The sequence below is a fragment of the Actinoplanes sp. NPDC023714 genome (assembly GCF_040639855.1).
Lineage (GTDB): Bacteria > Actinomycetota > Actinomycetes > Mycobacteriales > Micromonosporaceae > Actinoplanes.
In genome coordinates this window covers 146727-165689 of the sequence record NZ_JBFAAR010000011.1, presented here as the reverse complement: position 1 = coordinate 165689, position 18963 = coordinate 146727, and the positions used below count along the sequence as shown (strand labels likewise).

Annotated in this window: 16 protein-coding genes and 3 tRNA genes; 14 read left to right on the top strand and 5 right to left on the bottom strand. The window is 70.8% G+C overall.

Annotation, left to right across the window (positions count from 1 at the left end; genetic code table 11):
* The 8 genes from AB0G10_RS36025 to AB0G10_RS35990 all read left to right on the top strand — a co-directional run bounded on the left by AB0G10_RS36025 (position 1) and on the right by AB0G10_RS35990 (position 9609).
* Positions 1-1650 (top strand): copper resistance protein CopC, encoded by a 1650-nt coding sequence (locus AB0G10_RS36025; protein ID WP_360932361.1) that lies wholly within the window; start codon positions 1-3, stop codon positions 1648-1650.
* 97 nt (positions 1651-1747) lie between these two features.
* On the top strand, positions 1748-4945 hold the full coding sequence (locus tag AB0G10_RS36020) for a hypothetical protein (RefSeq protein ID WP_360932358.1): 3198 nt from the start codon (positions 1748-1750) through the stop codon (positions 4943-4945).
* Positions 4946-5036: 91 nt separating this feature from the next.
* Positions 5037-6197, top strand: coding sequence for a winged helix DNA-binding domain-containing protein (locus tag AB0G10_RS36015; RefSeq protein WP_360932356.1), 1161 nt, complete (start codon positions 5037-5039; stop codon positions 6195-6197).
* Positions 6198-6336: 139 nt separating this feature from the next.
* Positions 6337-6927 (top strand): oligoribonuclease, encoded by a 591-nt coding sequence (gene orn / locus AB0G10_RS36010; protein ID WP_360932353.1) that lies wholly within the window; start codon positions 6337-6339, stop codon positions 6925-6927.
* A 75-nt stretch (positions 6928-7002) separates the two neighbouring features.
* Positions 7003-7078: transfer RNA gene (locus AB0G10_RS36005), tRNA-His, on the top strand.
* A 290-nt stretch (positions 7079-7368) separates the two neighbouring features.
* On the top strand, positions 7369-7887 hold the full coding sequence (locus AB0G10_RS36000; protein WP_360932350.1) for a SigE family RNA polymerase sigma factor: 519 nt from the start codon (positions 7369-7371) through the stop codon (positions 7885-7887).
* A complete protein-coding gene (locus tag AB0G10_RS35995) occupies positions 7880-8710 on the top strand; it encodes a hypothetical protein (RefSeq protein ID WP_360932347.1) in 831 nt (276 codons plus the stop codon). The genes AB0G10_RS36000 and AB0G10_RS35995 overlap by 8 nt, the downstream gene beginning before the upstream one ends.
* Positions 8711-8757: 47 nt before the next feature.
* Positions 8758-9609, top strand: coding sequence for a DUF6461 domain-containing protein (locus AB0G10_RS35990; protein ID WP_360932344.1), 852 nt, complete (start codon positions 8758-8760; stop codon positions 9607-9609).
* Positions 9610-9691: 82 nt separating this feature from the next.
* Here AB0G10_RS35990 and AB0G10_RS35985 read toward each other — a convergent pair whose 3' ends face one another.
* The gene (locus AB0G10_RS35985; RefSeq protein WP_360932341.1) at positions 9692-10267 is read right to left on the bottom strand and encodes a TetR/AcrR family transcriptional regulator; all 576 of its coding nucleotides are present in this window, start codon (positions 10265-10267) and stop codon (positions 9692-9694) included.
* Between the two features lie 68 nt (positions 10268-10335).
* Here AB0G10_RS35985 and AB0G10_RS35980 point away from each other — a divergent pair, with 68 nt between their 5' ends.
* Positions 10336-10863 (top strand): hypothetical protein, encoded by a 528-nt coding sequence (locus AB0G10_RS35980; protein WP_360932338.1) that lies wholly within the window; start codon positions 10336-10338, stop codon positions 10861-10863.
* 86 nt (positions 10864-10949) lie between these two features.
* Here the strand turns inward: AB0G10_RS35980 and AB0G10_RS35975 are convergent, their stop codons facing one another.
* Both AB0G10_RS35975 and AB0G10_RS35970 read right to left on the bottom strand, forming a co-directional pair.
* Complete coding sequence (locus AB0G10_RS35975) at positions 10950-12188, bottom strand: Ig-like domain-containing protein (protein ID WP_360932335.1); 1239 nt, start codon at positions 12186-12188, stop codon at positions 10950-10952.
* A 108-nt stretch (positions 12189-12296) separates the two neighbouring features.
* On the bottom strand, positions 12297-13514 hold the full coding sequence (locus AB0G10_RS35970; RefSeq protein ID WP_360932792.1) for an Ig-like domain-containing protein: 1218 nt from the start codon (positions 13512-13514) through the stop codon (positions 12297-12299).
* A 161-nt stretch (positions 13515-13675) separates the two neighbouring features.
* On the opposite strand from AB0G10_RS35970, the gene AB0G10_RS35965 reads away from it, so the two are divergent.
* The 4 genes from AB0G10_RS35965 (at position 13676) to AB0G10_RS35950 (ending at position 15942) form a co-directional block, all read left to right on the top strand.
* Positions 13676-13748 (top strand) — tRNA-Lys (locus tag AB0G10_RS35965).
* Between the two features lie 170 nt (positions 13749-13918).
* Positions 13919-14878, top strand: coding sequence for a polysaccharide deacetylase family protein (locus tag AB0G10_RS35960; RefSeq protein WP_360932332.1), 960 nt, complete (start codon positions 13919-13921; stop codon positions 14876-14878).
* 8 nt (positions 14879-14886) lie between these two features.
* Positions 14887-15828: an SEC-C domain-containing protein gene (locus tag AB0G10_RS35955; protein WP_360932329.1), complete on the top strand. Its 942-nt coding sequence runs from the start codon at positions 14887-14889 to the stop codon at positions 15826-15828.
* 41 nt (positions 15829-15869) lie between these two features.
* Positions 15870-15942, top strand: a tRNA-Lys gene (locus AB0G10_RS35950).
* Positions 15943-16040: 98 nt separating this feature from the next.
* On the opposite strand, the gene AB0G10_RS35945 is transcribed toward AB0G10_RS35950, so the two are convergent.
* Complete coding sequence (locus tag AB0G10_RS35945; protein ID WP_360932327.1) at positions 16041-16607, bottom strand: DUF4190 domain-containing protein; 567 nt, start codon at positions 16605-16607, stop codon at positions 16041-16043.
* Positions 16608-16775: 168 nt separating this feature from the next.
* Here AB0G10_RS35945 and AB0G10_RS35940 point away from each other — a divergent pair, with 168 nt between their 5' ends.
* Positions 16776-17426, top strand: coding sequence for an NAD(P)H-dependent oxidoreductase (locus AB0G10_RS35940; protein ID WP_360932324.1), 651 nt, complete (start codon positions 16776-16778; stop codon positions 17424-17426).
* On the opposite strand, the gene AB0G10_RS35935 is transcribed toward AB0G10_RS35940, so the two are convergent.
* Positions 17419-18936, bottom strand: a complete 1518-nt coding sequence (locus tag AB0G10_RS35935) for a sulfatase (protein ID WP_360932321.1) — start codon at positions 18934-18936, stop codon at positions 17419-17421. The two genes, AB0G10_RS35940 and AB0G10_RS35935, sit on opposite strands and share 8 nt — an antisense overlap.
* Positions 18937-18963: the final 27 nt, after the last annotated feature.

The following is an 18963-nucleotide window of genomic DNA, read 5'->3' as shown; positions in this document are numbered from 1 at the left end:
TTGACTGACCGACGCCGAGTGCTGGCCGTGCTGGCCGGACTGCTGCTCGGACTCTTCGGGACGTTGCTGGCCGCCGCGCCGGCGAGCGCGCACGCGGTCCTCTCCGGCAGCGACCCCGGCAACGGCACGATCGTCCCGGACGCGCCGAACCGGGTGACGCTCACGTTCAGCGAGTCGGTGCAGGTGGTCCCCGGCAAGATCCGGGTGATCGCGCCGGACGGCTCCGAGGCGGGCCAGGGCGACCCGACCGCCAGCGGCTCGCAGGTGACGATCCCGCTGCGCTCCGGCGGGGGCCAGGGGACCTACCTGGTGAGCTACCGCGTGATCTCGGCGGACAGCCACCCGGTCGCCGGCACCATCACCTACTCGGTCGGCACCGCGTCCACGCCGCCGTCGGCCAGCGAGGAGCAGGCCAAGGTCGACCCGGTGGTCCGGGCGCTCATCCCGGTGGCGAAATACCTGGGGTACGCCGGACTCGTGCTCCTGGTCGGACCGGTGCTGGTGCTCGCCCTGCTGTGGCCGCAGCGGCTGAGCCGGCGTGGTCCGGGGCGGCTCGTCTGGACCGGCATCGGGCTGGTCGCCGTAAGCACTCTGGCCGGGCTCTACCTGCAGGCGCCGTACACGCTCGGCACCTCGCTCTTCGACGTCCGGGTCGGTGACCTGCGCGACGTGCTGGGCAGCACGTTCGGCGCGGTCATGCTGGTCCGGCTCGGCGTCGTGATCGCCGCGGCCTTCCTGCTCCGGCCACTGCTGAGCGGGCCCAAGGACGGTGAGTCGAAGCTCGACCTCGCCCTGCTCGGCGTGCTCGGCGTCGCGGCGCTGGCGACCTGGCCGCTGACCGGCCACCCGACCGCCTCGCCGGTACCCGGTGTCTCCGTGGTGATCGACGCGATCCACCTGGCCGCCATGGCGGTCTGGCTCGGCGGTCTCGTGATGCTCTTCGCGTTCCTGCTGCCCCGGGCGAATGTGCGCGAGCTCGGCGCGATCCTGCCGATCTGGTCGCGCTGGGCGGCCACCGCGGTCGGCGCGCTGATCTTCGCGGGCGTGGTGCAGGCGCTCATCGAGGTGTCGACCCTGGACGGGTTGATCAACAGCACGTACGGCCGGCTCATCCTCGCGAAGGTGGCCCTCGCCGCGATCGTGATCGGCGTGGCGGCGTACTCCCGCAAGCTGGTCAAGGACCGCAGCGCCGAGGAGACGCCCGGCCCGCTGCGCCGGGTCGTCCTCGCCGAGCTGGCGATCACGGCGGTGGTCCTCGCGGTGACCGCGGCGCTCGTGCAGATCTCCCCGCCGCGGACCGCCGAGGCGGCCGAGACCGGCGCCGTCAGCACGACCGTCTCGCAGAGGCTGACCTCGGCCGAGATGGCGCTCCAGGTCGACGTCTTCCCGGCCGCGGTCGGCAACAACTCGATCCACCTGTACGCCTACACCCCGGACGACAAGCCGCTGCCGGTCGTGGAGTGGAAGGCGACCGCGGCGCTGGAGGCGAAGGGGATCGAGCCGATCGAGATCCCGCTGCTGCGGATCACCGACTTCCACGCGATCGGCGACATCGCGCTGCCGCAGGCCGGCGACTGGACGTTCCGGTTCACGGCCCGGACCAGCGACATCGACCAATCCACCGTCTCCACGACGGTATCCGTGAAATAACGCCGTATCTGTTGGGTGCTCCCGTTCCGATTTGACCACTTTGGGGTTATTTGCATCTGTATGGTCTCGCAGTACGGCCCGGGAAGGGGGAGAACAGATGCGGGTGTTCCGCACGATCCTCGGCATGCTATTACTAACCATCGGACTGCCCGCGCTGCTGGCGGGTGGCGTCCTCTGGACGGTCATGCAGCATCGCGACCCGGGCGGCGCGTTCAGTGCCGAGCTGCAGAGACTCGCCGTGCCCGGATACGCCGTCGTGGTTCCCGACATCGACCGGCTGCTGCAGGACGACGCGCCGTTCGCCCGGATCGGCGACACCCAGCTCCGGCTCGCCGCGGCCGGCGACGACGGCCCGGCCTTCGTCGGCCTCGCCCCCGCCGCCGACGTGAACCGCTACCTCGCCGGGGTGTCGCTCACCCGGGTGCGGACGGTCGACCTGGGCACCGGCGCGCTGCCGGTCACGTCGGCGCGGGTGCTCGGGCCTCGGGTGCCGGCCGGGATCCCGGGCCAGCAGGGGTTCTGGACGCGTACCGGGGTGGGGCAGCTCAGCCTCGTGCCGGGCGAGCTGAAGGGCGGGCCGTACAGCCTGGTCCTGATGAGCGCCGGCGGCGGCCCGGTGAACCGGCTCGCCACCGTCGCCGAGGTCCGCCCGAGCTGGCTCAACTCCAGCACCTGGGGCCTGATCACGCTGGGCACCCTGCTGCTGATGGCCGGCGTCGTCGTCCTGGTCTGGCCGGGCCGCCGGCGCGAGGTCGTCTACGTCGTCGAGCCGAGCCAGGTCCCCTCGCTCATGCAGGCGATCGGCGCACCCCTCCCCGGCCTGGGCGGCGGCGCGGGCCCCCGCCAGGGCGGCGCCCACCGTCCCCGCACCCTCGCCGACGCCCGCCCGGTCCGCCCACCGGCCCTCCCCGAATTCTCCTGGCCGCCGAAACCGGCCACGGCGCCGCGCGGTGCCTCACTGACCGGGCCGCTCGGTGCCCCCCTGACCGCGCCGCTCGGTGCCCCCCTGACCGCGCCGCTCGGTGCCCCACTGGCCGCGCCGCTCGGTGGCTCGGCGGCCGCGCCGCTCGCCGGTTCGGTGGCCGCCCCGCTCACGGCTCCGCTGGCCGCGCCGCTCGGCGGCCCGCTCGCTCTGCCGCGGGATTCGTCGTCGCCCGCGCGCCCTTCCGACTTCATGGCCGCGGCCGGCTCCTCGCCCGCCACCTTCCCGGCGCCCGCCCCCGGCTCCATGCCCTCCACCTTCTCGACGCCCGCCCCCGGCCGGCCCCTCAACCTCCTGGGCGAGACCCCGGCCATGTCCGGCCTCCAGTCGAACGCGATCCCGGCCCGCCGCACCGGCCGCCGCGCCCCCACCCCGAGCGACATCCCGGAGTTTCACGCCACCGCCGTAGGCGCCTGGGTAGCCGCCACCGCCCCCGAACGAGCCCGCCAGACCGAGGCCCGGGCAGCCGCGCGCCTGCGTGAAGCAGCAGCCCGCAAAGCGGCAGAGAACACCAGAGCCGCCAATCTCCCCGGTCAAGCAGGGCCCACCACTGCGGCCGAGGAGCAGACCCTTCCCAACGTACGAGGGGAAGCCCCGCCCCCACCGATCACCGCGCCCCGCAAGGCAGGCGCCACAGAGTCCGCCACCCCGAAGCCGGAAGCCCCCACCACCCAGCCGGAAGCGAACGCCCCCGCCCGCCCCACCGCCCAGCCGGAAGCGGCCGCCCCCGCCCGCCCGGCCACCCTCGCGGAGGCGCCGAGGCAGGGAGGCGGGACGAAGCAGAGTTCCAAGAAGAGCCGCAAGAACGACCAAGGCCAGTCCAAGGCGGGGTCCGCAAGCGCTACCCAGGAAGCCGCCGCCCAGGAAGCCCCTACCCAGGCAGACGTCGCCGAGCAGCCCGTAGCGCGGATCGCCCTGCACACCGGCCCGGCAGCCACCGACTGGACGGCCGTGGGCCTCACCCGCCTGGCACCTGCCCGCCCCACCCAGCCACCGATCCCCGCAGCCCGCCCATCGACGGTCGAGGCTCAGGCAGCGCCGGCGGCTACCGAAGCCCCGAAGCCGACGACCGAGGCCGCGAAGCCGACGACCGAGGCCGCGAAGCCGATGACCGAGGCCGCGAAGCCAGCGGTCGCGGCCACGAAGCCGACGACCGAGACCCCGAAGCCGACGACCGAGGCCGCGAAGCCGACGACCGAGACCAGGCCGAAGATGGCGAAGCCGCCTGTCTGGCCGCCGGTACCCGAGAAGCCCTCCACCGAGGAAGTCTCCGAAGAAGCAGGCGCCACCACCGAGGAGCCCACCGCGCCGAAGAAGCCGATCGTGCCGATTCCGGCCCGCCCGGTGAGTGCGGCGAGTGTTGCCGGCGCAGCCTCCGCTGACATGCCGCCGGCACTCGACCGCAAGGCGCGCTCCAGCTCCGGAGGAGAGGCTGCCGGGCGCGCTTCGATTCATGCCGCCGAGGCGCCGCCGGCCGACAGCCCCACAGCCGACCTGTCGGAGAAGGCCGGAAGCCCCGAGCCCGCGCCCACATCCGAAGGCACCGAACCGCGCGCCTCCATGCACGCCGTCGAGGCGAACGGGCTGGCCGAACTCGACAAGCCCAAGCCCGCTCGCAAGAACAACCCCCTGGCCCGAGCACAGAGCAGGCTCACGGGGAAGCCGGCAGCGAGTACGCCCGGTAAGCCCGGCACGGCCCGCCGCGCCCCCGCCGCGTGGATCAAGGCGGCAGAGAAGGCCGCCGAGAAGGCCGCCGAGTCCGTGGCGGCCCGGGCCACCACCAAGCCCGCCGAACCCGAGCCCACCGGCCACCAGCCCGCCGAAACCCAGCCCGCCGAAACCCAGCCCGCCGAAACCCAGCCCGCCGAAACCCAGCCCGCCGAAGCCGCGACTCCGAAACCCGAGCCCCAGAAGCCGGCCAAGGAAGCAGCCCAGGAAAAGGCAACCCAGGAGATGGGGACCCAGGAAAAGGCAGCCCCGGACAAGGCGACCCAGGAAAAGGCAGCCCCGGCAAAGGCGACCCAGGAAACGGCAACCCCGGAAAAGAAGCCGAACGCCGCCCCGGCCGCCTCCCAGACCCCGCCGAAACCGAAGCCCAACTCCGCCCCGGCCACCGTCCAGAACGAGGCTCAACCGCAGAACTCCAACCCGGCCCGCAAACCGAAGCCGAAGCCCACGAGTGCGAACCGGGAGAAGCAGGACGCGGAGAAGAAGCCGCTGAGCTACCGCGAGGAAGCCGCCGAGCTCCTGGCCGCCGGCTCGGAACGCCGCCGCAAACGCACCGTCGCGGGCCGGGACCGGCCCAAGGGCTGAAACCGGCCCAGGGCTGAAACCGGCCCAAGACTGAAACACCGGGAGCCTTTGCGGTCACAAGTTGACCGCAAAGGCTCCTACCGTCTGGCGTATGAGAGTCCTCTCGAGGCGCGAACTGAACCGCACCTACCTGGTCCGCCAGCTACTGACAGGGCAGAACACCCGAACCCCGGCCGAGGTCACCGCCCACCTGGTAGCGCTGCAGGGCCAGGAGTCCGACTCGCCGCACCTCAGCCTCCGGGCGCGGATCACGGGATTCCGCCCCGAGGACCTCGGCGACCTGTTGCACGACCGGACCGTCGTACGCAGCGCCCTTCTCCGCGGCACCCAGCACCTCTGCACGGCCGAGGACTTCCGCTGGCTGCGGCCGACGCTGCAGCCCAGCCTCGATCGATTCGCCGGGCGCGGCGGGCGGCTGACCGGTCTTGATCAGGGGGCGCTGGTCGAGGCGGCCGGCGAGATCCTCGCCGCCGGACCGGTCGGCCGTCCGGAGCTCACCCGCCGGCTGGTGGCGCGGTTCCCGGGTGTGGACGCGGAGTGGCTGAAGCTGGTCGTACATCTGCGGTTGGCTCTTCTGCACCCACCGCCCGCCGGAATGTGGCGGCACCGGGGGCGGGTGGCGTGCGTGCTCGCCGAGGACTGGATCGGCGCGCCGCTCGCGGACGGGCCGTCGCCGGAGACGCTGGTGCTGCGCTATCTCGCGGCGTTCGGCCCCGCGTCGGTGAAGGACATCCAGGTCTGGTCGGGTCTCACCCGCTTGCGCGGGGTGGTGGCCGGGCTACGCGGGAGGCTGCGGGTCTTCCGGGACGAGGCCGGGATTGATCTGTACGACCTACCGGACGCGCCCCTGGCCGACGACGACGTCCCGGCTCCCGTGGTGTTCCTCCCGGAGTTCGACAACGCGCTCCTCGGGCACGCCGACCGCGACCGGATCATCCACCCGGGTGATCGGCCGCTGGTGACGCCGGGCTGGTCGATCGTGCGGCCGACGGTGCTGGTGGACGGCTTCGCCGAGGGGACGTGGCTGGTCGACGGCTCGGCGCTGCACATCACCCCGTTCCGGCCGCTGTCCGCGAAGGATCGCGCGGCGGTGGAGGTGGAGGGCGAGCGCCTGCTGGGGTTTCTCAACGTGGGGGAGAAGCCGGAGATCCACTGGGGAAGTGAGCAGCCGGATGTCCGATTCCCGAACAAACCTCGAAGGGCCCTCCGTGCTGCCGACACGGAGGGCCCTTTACCGGGGGGAACGGAGTAACCGAAGGGGGGCTTCGTCCGTTAAGTACACTTTACCCAACATTCGACCAAGTGGGAAGTCCGGGTACCAAACCGGACAAAGCACTGCTTACCCGCTCGCGGCAAACGATGCGGGCAGTCCCCGGCGTAGGCTGGACGCCGTGGCGGATCTTCTGGTGTGGATCGACTGTGAGATGACCGGTCTCGACCTGGGCAAGGACAAGCTCATCGAGGTCGCGGCGCTGGTCACCGATCCCGAACTCAACGTGCTCGGCGAGGGCGTCGACCTGGTCATTCACGCGGACGACGCGGCGCTCGACGCGATGCCACCGGTCGTGCGCGACATGCATGCGAAATCAGGGCTGACCGACGAGGTCCGCCGCTCCGCGATCACCATGGCGGAGGCGGAGGAGGCGGTTCTCGCGTACATCAAGGAATTCGTCCCTAATCCCCGGACCGCCCCGCTCTGCGGCAATTCGATCGCGACGGACCGCGGCTTCCTGGCGCGGGACATGCCGGCTCTCGACGCGCACCTGCACTACCGGATGATCGACGTCTCCTCGATCAAGGAGCTGTGCCGCCGCTGGTACCCCCGGGTGTACTTCGGGCAGCCCGCGAAGGGCCTGTCGCACCGCGCGCTCGCCGACATCCGGGAGAGCATCCGCGAGCTGGAGTACTACCGCCGCACGATCTTCGTCCCGCAGCCGGGGCCGGACGTCGAGGCGGCCAAGGCCATCGCCGCCGAGCTCTGAGGCAACCCGCTCGACGGCCCCCTCGTGGGTGTGGCTATGATTGTCCCGCAACGCAGGGTTCGCCCTGTGAGCGTGGTGGTCGTAGCTCAGTTGGTAGAGCACCTGGTTGTGGTCCAGGGGGTCGCGGGTTCGAGTCCCGTCGATCACCCCACGTGAGCGAAATGGCTCGGTTCTTTCAAGGACCGAGCCTTTTTCGTACGCCGGAAGCCCCGAGCGTGCGAGTCCCCGGAAATTTTCTCGGAACCGGGGCAACCTTTCGGGCCTGCCGGGCCACTGGGGTGTGGATCAATCCTCCGTTCCCCGGGAGTCCCCCTCATGCTCGCCAAGCGCATCGTCGTACCGCTCGCGATACCGGCCGCCGCCTCGACACCACCGCGTACTCCGTGAAGATCGGCTGACTCAGGCTGCCCCGTGCCCCCACTTACCGTCAGGAACAGTGGCTTGTCCGATCTGGAGATCGAATACGCCTTCCGGCGTTTCTTCGACGACCATCACGCCGACCTGTCCCGCCTCGCCTACCTGGTGACCGGCGACTCGCAGGCCGCCGACGACCTGGCGGCCGACGCGTTCGTGGAGGTCTGGCGGCACTGGGAGCGGGTCCAGGCCGCGCAGAGCCCGATCGCGTACGCTCGCGGCATCGTGACCAACCTGGCCCGTCAATGGATCAAGCGGCAGAGCCGGGAGCGCGCCGGCATCCTGCGGCTCGGGCTGCTGCGCCGGGACCGGGTCGAGAGCGACACCCCCGCGGTCCTGGACGTGCGTGCGGCGCTGCAGCGCCTTCCGCAGAGGCGTCGCGAGTGCGTCATCCTCCGGTACGCCTTCGACGTCCCCGAGAAGGAAGTGGCCACGATTCTCGGCATCTCGGTCGGCGCCGTGAAGAGCCACACCTCGCGCGGCGCCGCCCAGCTGAGCGAATACCTGCGTGGCATGCCGCTGATGACGGGAGGCCTCCATGGCTGACCATCCGGACCTGGGCCGGGTGCTTCGCCAGGAGGCCGGCCGGCACGTGCCCGACCGGGACGCGATCCTCACCAGGATGGCCGGGCGCCGGGGCGAGCCCCGCAGCCGCTGGTCGTTCCTCCTCCCGCGCGGCGGCGGTCCCTGGACGCTTGTCGCGCTCCGCCCGGTGGCCGCGGCCGCCTCGGTGGTGGCGACGCTGGTGGTGGGCGTAGCGGGCGTGAAGCTGGCCGGGGACCGGTCCGAGCCGGATCAGCTGCCGGCCGCGACCGGCGCCAGCGCCCCGGCGGGTTCGCCGCCCTCGTCACCGGCCGCATCACCCTCGCCCACCTCCGCGTCGCCTCCGCCCGCCTCCGCGTCCTCCGTGTCGTCGCCGCCTCGGGGAGCGCCCCCGGCAGAGACCCGCCGGCCCACCGCAGCGGTTCCTCGATGGACTCCGGTGGCCGGCTATCTGAGCTCGGCCGCCGAGATCGACTCGCACTCGAACGCGACCTGGGCACAGGGCAACCTCGTGCTCACCACGGCGGACACCATCACGGCGCTCGACGTGCTGGTCAGCGTCGCGCGTACGGACGGCGTCACCGGGGCGGGCCAGTGGACCTCGATCCCGGCCGACATGCTCACGATGACGGTGACCGAGGAGAAAGACGCGCTGCTCTACCGGTTCACCCTGCACGAGGGTGCGACGCTGGCGCCGGGCGACTACACGTTCGCGGCCCAGTACCTGCACGCCGCCGGGGACCGGGACGCGACCGCCGACACGTACGGCGCGATCGCGTCGGCGGGCGGCGAGAAGGTGGAGATCTCCGGCGCCTTCCGGAGTTGATCGAGTCCCGACAGCGTGCGCACAGCGTCATGCTGCATGATCACGAGATGGTTGCTGTCAGCGCGGACGACTACGCCTGGTTCACCGAGCAGTACGCGGAACTCGCCGGCGGCTGCTACCTCACCCTGGTCCGGGGCGGCACCCCCGCCCCCTTGATCGAGCAGCTGGCCGCCACGAACCCGGTCCGCGCCGTGGGCGTGCGGCGCCTGGCCTCGTTCCCCGGCCCCGCCGTGGCGGCGACCGCCCTCGACGGCTGGACCCTGCTGTTCACCCCGGCCCCGGTGAACGCCCGCCGGCTCTCCCGCGGAACCGTCCTGGTCTCCCACGCGGCCGGCACCTTCCTCTGGGCCCGGGACGGCGAGATCGTCCTCGAGTTCGATCCGGCCGACGCCACCCGCCGCGCCGGCACCGACCCGGACGCCCTGATCGGCATGCTGGAGACCCTCGGCTTCACCACCACCCCCGACGAGGACGAGGGCGGATGGGAGGACGACGTCCTCCATCGGGAGCGGTCGCTGGCCCTGGCCGAACATCTGACCGGATTCCGCCTGACCGCCGAGGCGCTGGAAGCCACCACCTTCACCTGTGCCACCCTCCCGGCAGCCGGCGAAGCCGCCCGGTCCGGCGCCGGCGTGAGCGGGGAGACCGTCCGGTCCGGCGCCGAGGCGGGCGGGGAGACCATCCGCGGCGCCGAGGCGGGCAGGGAGACCGTCCGGTCCGGCGCCGAGGCGGGCAGGACCGCCGCGCGCCCGGCGGCGAAGGCCGAGCGCTGGGACGAGGAGTACGACGCCCCCGACGACGACTGGTCCGACGCGGACAGCGACGACGACGGCGACACCGACCACGACGAGCGGGAATGGCCCCGCCTCATCGCCAAGGTCCGCCGAGTCTTCGGCTGACGCCGGCCGGGAGGCCTGGTCGCCGGCCGGGAGGGCTGGTCACCGGTCGGGAGGCATGGTCGCCGGTCGGGGTGATCGGTTTTTAGGGCGCCAGCGTCGCGAGGTGGGCCTCCAGTTCCGCGGCCGCGTCGGTGGGTGTCAAGTGGCCGGCCAATACGTGCACGCTCAGGCCGTCGATGACCGCGTTCAGGCGGCGGGCCTGGGAGAGCTGCTCCTCGGGCGTGAGGTCCGGCCGGAGGTAGCCGACCACGTCCCGGCACAGGCCGGCCATCTCGATGAGGATCTTCCGCTGCACCGCCGCGAGTGCCGGGTCGCCCAGCCCGAGGGCCAGGAACGCGAACGTGATCGACGCCTCGATGTGCCGCTCCTCGTCGAGCGGCATGGTCTCGAGCAGCAGCCGGCGGACCGCGTCGATCGGCTCGCTCGCGGGCCCGAGCCCGGTGATCCGCTCGGTCACCCGGGTGAGCACCTGCTCGCAGGCGAAGGCGAGCAGCTCGTCCCGGGTGGCGAAGTAGTGGCGCAACGCCCCGGACGACCATCCCGACTCGGCCGCGACGGCCCGGATCGAGACGGCGGCCACCCCGTCACGGGTGATCACCCGCCAGACGGCTCCGGCGAGCTCGCGGCGGCGTTCCTCATGGTCGACGATCTTCGGCACCCCCTGATTCTCGCACGGTCGTGTTATAAAGAAAAAACACGACCGTGTGAAAAAAGGAGGGGAGTCACATGATCGCGCTGATCGTGGCGTGTGAGATCGGGTTCTGGGTGCTGCTGGTCGCCGGCCTCTTCGCGCGCTACGTGCTGAAGTGGCGGAGGGTCAGCGCCGCCCTGCTCGTCGCCGTGCCGATCGTCGACCTGGTGCTGCTCGCCGCGACCGCGATCGACCTGCGTGGCGGGGCCGAGGCCACGCTCGGTCACGGGCTGGCCGCCGTCTACCTGGCCGTCACCGTCGTGTTCGGACACCGCATGATCCGCTGGGCCGACGTCCGGTTCGCGCACCGGTTCGCCGGCGGCCCGGCCCCGGTGAAGGGTCCCCGGACCGGCCGGGAGCACGCCGCCCGGGAGCGCCGGGCGTGGTTCGAGCACCTGCTGGCCTACGTCCTGGGTGCGGCGCTCCTCGGCGTGTTCACACTGATCGGCGGAGGCCTGGACCGCACCGCGGCGCTGTGGGGCGTGATGGGCACGTGGTCACTGGTGCTGGCGATCGACTTCCTGATCTCGTTCAGCTACACCATCATGCCCCGGAAATCGTGAGGCGCTGCTCCGCCCGTACACAGAAAGAAGCGCGGGCCTGGTCCGAAGAGACCAAGCCCGCGCTCCACGGGATCTTCAGCCCTCGATCAGAGGTAGCTGCCCTTCTTGTACTCGGCGTAGCTCATGTTCCAGTCGGTCCAGCCGTTGCCGTTCTTGAGCTTGTCCTCGGTGCCGGAGACGGTGATGACGTCGCCCATCATCGTGCGGTCGAAGAGCCACTTGCCCATCGCCTCGGACACGTTGACGCAGCCGTGCGAGACGTTGCGGCGGCCCTGCTGGCCCTCGGACCACGGCGCGGCGTGGATGAACTGGCCGCTGTAGGTGATGCGCTGGGCCCAGTCGATGTCGGTGCGGTAACCGTCCTCGCCGTCGGTGTCGGTGGTGTCGAAGACGGTGTGCGCCTTCTTCTCCATGACGACCATGGTGCCGCTGGACGACGGGGTCTTCGGCTTGCCGAGGCTGACCGGGAGGGTCTTGATGACCTTGCCGTCCTGCTTGACCGTCATCTTCTTGGACTTGTTGTCGACCGTCATGATCAGCGAGCGGCCGACCTTCATGTCCACCGTCAGGTCGGAGCGGCCGTACCACCCGTCGCCGAGCTTCACGCCCTTGAGCTGGACCTTGTAGAAGATCTTGGAGCCGGCCTTCCAGTAGTTCTTCGGCCGGAAGTGGACCTCGGTCGACGAGATCCAGCGCCAGGTGCCCTCCTGCGCCGGGGTGGCGGTGACCACCATGCGGCGCTCGACCTCGGCGCGGTACTTCTCCGGGATCGCGCGGCCGAACTTCATGATCAGCGGCATGCCGACGCCGACCGTCTGGTTGTCACCGAGGAAGCTCGTGACGCGGACCAGGTTGGCCGGCTTCTTCATCGTGGTGAACGTGCTGCTGACGGTGTTGTTCTTGCCCTCGGCCTCGGGCGTGCTGAGGGTCACCGTGTATTTGGTTCCCCACTCCAGCGACTCGCTCGGCTTCCAGACGTTGTCGTCCTTGTCGACGGTGCCCTTGACCTCGTCACCCTTGGGGTCGGTGACCTTCACGGTGGTGTTGTCCGGGTCTTCGCTGTTGTATTTCACGTCGGACCAGGCCTCGACGTCGGTCGCGTCGACAGCGGGCGAGGTCACCGCGACGGTGCTCAGCGTGGGCTCGGGCGACGGGGCCTCGGCGGCCGGTGGCGCGGCGCTGCCGCCGTCCGTCGTGCCGCCGCCCTGCCACGAGGGCGAGTCGCCGCCGCTGCTGCACGCGGCGGTCAGCAGAAGTGTGCCCGCCAGAACCGTGACGACGGCCGCGCGCCAGCGGCGACCCGGCCGATTCCTACCCATGTCCATGGTCCCCTCACGGCGTCGTCTCTCCCGGCGCCCAATAGTGCTCCAAAAAAGCTGCACGACCAATCCCGGTTCTGTGCCGTATTACCCAGCGCCGGTGATCGGTGACACCTACAACGCGCTGCCCTTGCTGAACTCTTCCCAGCTGACGTTCCAGGGCGTCCAGCCGTTTCCGTAGTCCAGCTTGTCCTCGGTGCCGCGCACGGTGACCGGGTCGCCGACGAGAGTCTTGTCGAACAGCCATCGCGCGTTCGACGGAGATACGTTGACACATCCGTGCGACACATTGCGCTCACCCTGGGCGCCGGTGGACCAGGGCGCGGAGTGGATGTACTGACCGCTCCAGGTCAGTCGCTGCGCGTACTGGATCTCGGTGCGGTAACCGTCCGCGCCGTCGGTGTCGGTGGTGTCGAAGACGGTCTCGGCCATCTTCTGCATGACGACCATCGTGCCGCTCGACGACGGGGTGCTCTTCTTGCCGAGGCTGACCGGCATGGTCTTGACGGTCTTGCCGTCCTGGATCACGGTCATCTTCTTGGACTTGTTGTCGACCTTCATCTCGAACTTACGGCCGATCTTGGCGGTCGCCGACCGGTCCTTGTCGCCGTAGATGTTCGCGCCGGTGGGCAGGCCGCCGACCGCGATGCGCACCTTGATCTGGGTGCCGGTCTGCCAGTACTCCGGCGCGCGGTAGTACGCCTGCGTGCCGCTCTCGGTCCACGACCAGGTGCCCGGCTGGGACGGCGTGGTCTCGACGAACATCCGCTTCTGGACGGCCGCGCGGTCCTTCTTCTTGATGCCCGGGCTGAACTCGACCACGACCGGCATGGCCACGCCGTACGTGTGGTCGTCGAACAGGTAGAGCCCGGTGCCGGTCCGGCGGCCCGGCTCGCCCATCGTCGTGAACGAGGTCGTCTCGGTCTTCGTGGCGCCGTCCTTGCCGGTCGCCACGACGGTCGCCGCGTACTTCTGCTTGGTCTTCAGCGGCTTGTCCGGCACCCAGGAGGAGCGGTCCTCCCGGAAGTCGCCGGCCACCTTCCTGCCCTTGGCGTCGGTGACCGTGACGGACGTGACATCGCCGCCGCTGACCTTCAGCCCGATCTCCGCGCTGACCGGAACGTTCTTCTTGTCCTTGGCCGGCGTGACGGAGAGCGACACCGGCACGGCCTCGGTGGCACTCTCCAGCACCGGCGCGGCGGCGGACGGCGCGGCACTGGCCGCGGCGCCCGGAGCGGCGGAGCTGGGATCGGAGTCGTCGCCGCAGGCGGCGAGGGGGGCGATCACGGCTATTGCCAGGATCGCCGCCAGTGAGCGGCGGAGGTCAACCATCATGGCCCCGTTCTGGAGTTCTCAGCGCAGACATACTGACTCATGGACGCAAGTCGCGGGTCCTCCTTGCGGTGGCAAGTAACCGATTTCAAGGATCTCCGGAGGGCGTGCTAACGTTTCTCTCGTTGCACGGAGAGCTGCAAGGCAAGCCGGAACGGCGAGCGTCGCTAGCTCAATTGGCAGAGCAGCGGACTCTTAATCCGCGGGTTGTAGGTTCAAGTCCTACGCGACGCACTCTCTCCAGCACCAGCCCCGACCCACTCGGTCGGGGCTTTTTTCATCCTGGTCTCCGAAAGTTTCGGAACGAGTACGAAACTTGCCGTTGACACGGGCCGGGAGCGTCCGAAGAATGAGGCAACGACGATCGTCAATCGATGCATCCCCACGTCGAAAAGGTGATCCCCATGCGTGTGCTCAGCGTCCTGGCTGTTGCCGCGACACTCCTGCTCGCACCATCGACCCCCGCCACCGCCGGCCCGGCAGCCGCGGCCGACTGCGCGAACGGCTACGTCGGCCTCACGTACGACGACGGCCCCAACGCCGGCAACACGAACACCCTGCTCAACGCGCTGCGCAGCAACGGCCTGCGGGCCACCATGTTCAACACCGGGCAGAACGCGGCGGCCAACCCCGGTCTCGTCGCGGCCCAGGTGGCGGCCGGCATGTGGGTGGCGAACCACAGCTACACCCACCCGCACATGACCACCCTCAGCGCCGCCCAGATGAGCTCGGAGCTCTCCCGGACGCAGAGCGCGATCCGGGCGGGTGGCGGCGGCACCCCGGTGCTGTTCCGCCCGCCGTACGGGGAGACGAACGCCACCCTCCAGTCGGCGGCGTCCGCGCTCGGCCTCCGGCAGATCATCTGGGACGTCGACTCGCAGGACTGGAACGGCGCCTCCACGGCGCAGATCGTGCAGGCCGCGGGCAGGCTCACGAACGGACAGATCATCCTGATGCACGACCAGTACGCGACGACCGTGGCGGCGGTGCCGCAGATCGCCGCGAACCTCCGCAGCCGCGGTCTCTGCGCCGGCATGATCTCGCCGTCCACCGGCCGGGCGGTGGCACCCGGTGGCACCACGACGCCGCCGCCGGGCGGCGGATGCACCGCCACCTACGCCGAGGGGCAGAAGTGGGCCGACCGCTTCAACGGCCAGGTCACGGTGAGCGGCGCGAGCAACTGGACGGTCACCGTGACCCTGCAGAGCCCGCAGCGGATCACCGCGACCTGGAACGCCGCGGTGAGCTTCCCGTCGAGCACCGTGATGACGGCCCGGCCGAACGGCAGCGGCAACACGTTCGGGTTCACCGTGATGCACGGTGGCAACTGGAGTTGGCCGTCGCTGACCTGTACGGCGGGTTAATGTGATCTGTGCCCCTGACCAGTGATGATCTGGACATGATCGCCGGCGGCGACCCTCGGACAGCGGTTCCCGAGCTGGTCGCCGCCGTCGAGGCGAACGGTCTCGCCGACCCGGCCGACGCCGGCTACGCGCTGATGCTCGCGGCCGAGCTCACCGAGAAGCAGGGCGACCTGCCGCCGGCGCTCGCGCTCGTGGAGCGGGCCATCGAGAGCTACCGGCTGGTCGAGGCCGCTGCCGACGGCTTCGCGCGGGCGCGGCGCGGCGAGCTGCTGTCCCGGCTGGGCCGCGAGGACGAGGCGATGGCCGCGTTCACGGCGCTGCGGCCCCGGCTGGCCCGGGAGCCGGCCGCGGCGACGTACCTGGCCGAGGCGCTCGAGGAGTGCGGCCAGGGCGCGATCGCCGAGCAGTGGCTCACCGCGGCGCTCAACGTGGTCCTGGACCGGCCGGAGACCGTGGAGCGGGCGGTGCTCGCCAACGGGCTGCTGCAGAACCGGCGCCGGATCCGCCGCGAGCTGGAGCTCCCGGTCGACGAGTACGACGAGTTCGCCGATCGGATCCGGACCCGGGACACCGTCGCCAAGAGGACCGGGCAGGGCGTCATGTACTGGCCCCACGACGAGTTCGATCGGGTGCTGCTGCGCTGGCCCGCCTTCGCCGACGTCTACGGGCACACCTGGGACGACCACCGCGCCGACCTGGAGAAGGCGCTGACCGTCTGGACCGAGTCCGGCCAGTCCGGCTTCCGGATGCACGCGGGCGAGGCCGACGGCCTGGCCGAGTACGTGAACCGGCACGGCGGCGACCCGATGAACGCCGACGTGCGCGCCGGGTACGCGCGCCAGCTTGAAGATCACGGTCCGGGGGCCGCCTGGCCGCCCGGTCGTAACGATGCGTGCTGGTGCGGCTCCGCGTCGAAGTACAAGAAGTGCTGCCTCCCCCGGTCCCGCTGAGGTGGCCGGAGGGGTGTGCTAACGTTCTTTCTCGTTGGCACGCGCTGCTAGCTCAATTGGCAGAGCAGCGGACTCTTAATCCGCGGGTTGTAGGTTCAAGTCCTACGCGGCGCACAACATGGAAAAGGCCCCGCCGTCACGGCGGGGCCTTTTCGCTGTCCTGGGAATGTCACAGGCCGTGACGGCCCGGATGGGCCGCCACGGCGCCGGCGTCACGGCGCGGTGTCGAACTCGCCCATGAAACCGAGGCTGCCCACGATCACGATGATCAGGATCGTCACGGCGATGACCAGGTATCCCATGACCAGGCCGGCGATCGCCATGCCGCGGCCGGTCTTCTGGCCGCGCTTCGTCTCGTTCAGTCCGATGTGGCCGAAGACCACCGCGAGCAGCGGGATCACGGCGTAGGTGCACCAGCCGATCAGCACGCCGACGATGCCGAGCACCAGCGACGCCACCGCCCAGCCGGAGGTGGCCGGGCCGGTCGCCATCGGCGCGTAGCCGGGCGGAGGCGGGTAGGCGCCGCCTTGTGGATAACCGGCCGGGGACTGTGGATAAGCCAGGTGGTCGGCCGGTCCCTTGCCGGTGGCCGGCGGACCCGAGTACGGCTGCTCGTAGGGGAGTGGCGCGTACGGCTGGGGCGGGAACGGCGTCGTCGAGTCGGCCGGCGGCTGGTAGGGCGGCGGCTGATAGGACGGCGGTGCGTCGTAGGGCGGCGGGGAGGCCGGCGGGAGCGGCGTGGTCGGCTCGAACGGGTCTTGCGGCGTTGGGTGGGACATCAGCTCCGGAGTTCCTGCCAGAGGGGGTCCATCCACCCCCATTTGGACCGTTTGTTCATGCTGCCGTCCGAGGCCGCCCGTGGCTACTCGTCGAGACCCTTTCGGTACGAAAATCCGACCCGGGTCGGCCGTACGGTGGTGATCCACAGCGGCCCGTATCGTCAGCGCATGACGCGTGTCCTGCTGATCTCGGGGAGCACCCGGGACGGCTCCCTGCACACCGCAGCCCTGCGTACCGCGGCCCGCCACGCCGCCCAGGGGATCACCGCGGACCTGTACGACGGCCTGGCCGCCCTCCCCGCGTTCGTGCCGGGCGAACCGAACCCGCCGTCCGCCGTCACGGACCTGCGAAACCGGGTCACCCGGGCGGACGCCCTGCTGGTGAGCACCCCCGAGTACGCCGGATCGCTCCCCGGCAGCCTGAAGAACCTGCTGGACTGGCTGGTCGACGGCGGCGAGCTGCGCGGCCGGGCGGCGGCCTGGCTCTCGGTGGTCGGCCCCGGCGTCGACGACGGCGCCCGGACCTCGCTGGAGTCGGTGCTCGAGCACGGCGGCGCCCGCCTGCTGCGCCCGGCCTGCGTGCGGATCCCGCTCGACATGGCCACCATCGACGCGGAGGGCCTGGTCGCCGACCCGCGCCTGCACATGGCGCTCGGCGACATGGTGGCCGCGATGGTCCGCTCGCTGACCGAGCGGGCGGAGCGCCCGCAGCCGTCCTGGCAGGCGCACTCCAGCGTCTACCCGGTGGTGCAGCGGCAGGACGCGCCGAGCTTCCCGCGCGGAGCGCAGCTGCCACCCTGGGCCCGCGGGGTCAATTGATCGCCGACGCCGCCGTCCGGCAGGACTCGGCGCCGGCGCACGCCGTCATCGCCTTGACCGCGGCCTCCAGCTCGGCGACCCGCGCGGGCGGGAGCGTGCCGGCCAGGTTGCGCAGCTGGTTCGGATCGGTCGTCCGGTCGTAGAACTCCCGGGTGCCGTCGACGTACTGCACCCAGGTGAACGTGGCGGTCCGCAGCGCGTCGTACGTCGGCGGGATGTTGATGCTGTCGTGCTCGTAGTCCGGGTCGGCCGGGTCGGTGGCCGGGTCGCGGTGCTCGATCAGCGCGGCCTTGCGCCACTGCGCCGGCGTCTCACCGGCGAGCAGCTGCCGGATGCTGCTGCCGTCCGCCTCGGCCGGCGCCGGCGCACCGGCCAGGTCGGCGAAGGTGGGCCGCAGGTCGGTGTTCTCCACGACGGCCTCGACGGTCTGCCCGGCCTTCACGCCGTGGCCGGCCACGACCAGCGGCACGTTGACGTCGGTGTCGAACGCGGTCTGCTTGCCGGACGGCAGGGTGTACTCACCCATGTGGTAGCCGTTGTCCGAGGCGAACATCACCACGGTCCGATCGGCGACGCCGGCCTTCGTCAGCGTCTCGCGCAGGGTTCCGATCATCCGGTCCACCGACTGCACCGACTGGACCCGCTTGCGGAACTCGACGTCCATCCTGGACTTCTGCTGGGCGTTCAGTCGGGGGTGCGTCGCGAGCCAGGCCGGCGCGTTCTGCGGCAATTTGTCGTACGCGGCGCCCTTGGGATTCTTCAAGCCCGCGAAAAGGTCGGCGTCGCGGGGCGCCGGGGTGAACGGAGCGTGCGGGGCATACGTCGAGATCTCCATCATGAACGGGGACTGCGACGTACGGATGAAGTCGGCGGCCTTGGCCGAGAGCACGTCGGTGAGGTAGTCGGCCGGTTTCTTGCCGTACTTCTTCACCACGCCGTTCTCGTTGAGCGCGTAATTGAAATTGTCGTAGGCGTTGCCCCCGGCGAACCACTGGTCCCAGCCCGGCGGCACATACGGCTTGCCGCCCTCGAAGCTGGTCGCGGGCAGGTACTCGTTCAGGTACTTGCCGAAGAACCCGGTCCGGTACCCGGCCGCCCGCAGGTCGGTCGCGAACGTCGAGGACTCCTGCCCCCTGCTGTGGAAGAGCTTGAATCCGCCGTCCGACCCGTGGTTCTTGTAGATCCCGGTGTTGTGCGGGAACTGTCCTTTGAAGAGCGACGCGCGCGACGGGCAGCAGAGCGAATCGGTCACCGTGTAATTGGTGAACGTCGTTCCCTCCTTCTGCATCCTCAGCACGTTCGGCATGTAGGGCACGAGGTTCTTCGAAAGGTCGTCGGTGAGGACCAGGACGATGTTCGGCCTGACCGGGGAGGCGACGGCGCTGGGGGCGGCAGTGCCGACGGAGGCGGAGGGCGCCGGCGCCGCGGAGGTGGTGGTGCACGCGGTCACGGCCAGCAACGAGGCGACCGCGGCGGCGACACCGGAGACGCGGCGGGAACGGGAGGACATGCGGTGCGGGGCTCCGTCCGGGGAGGG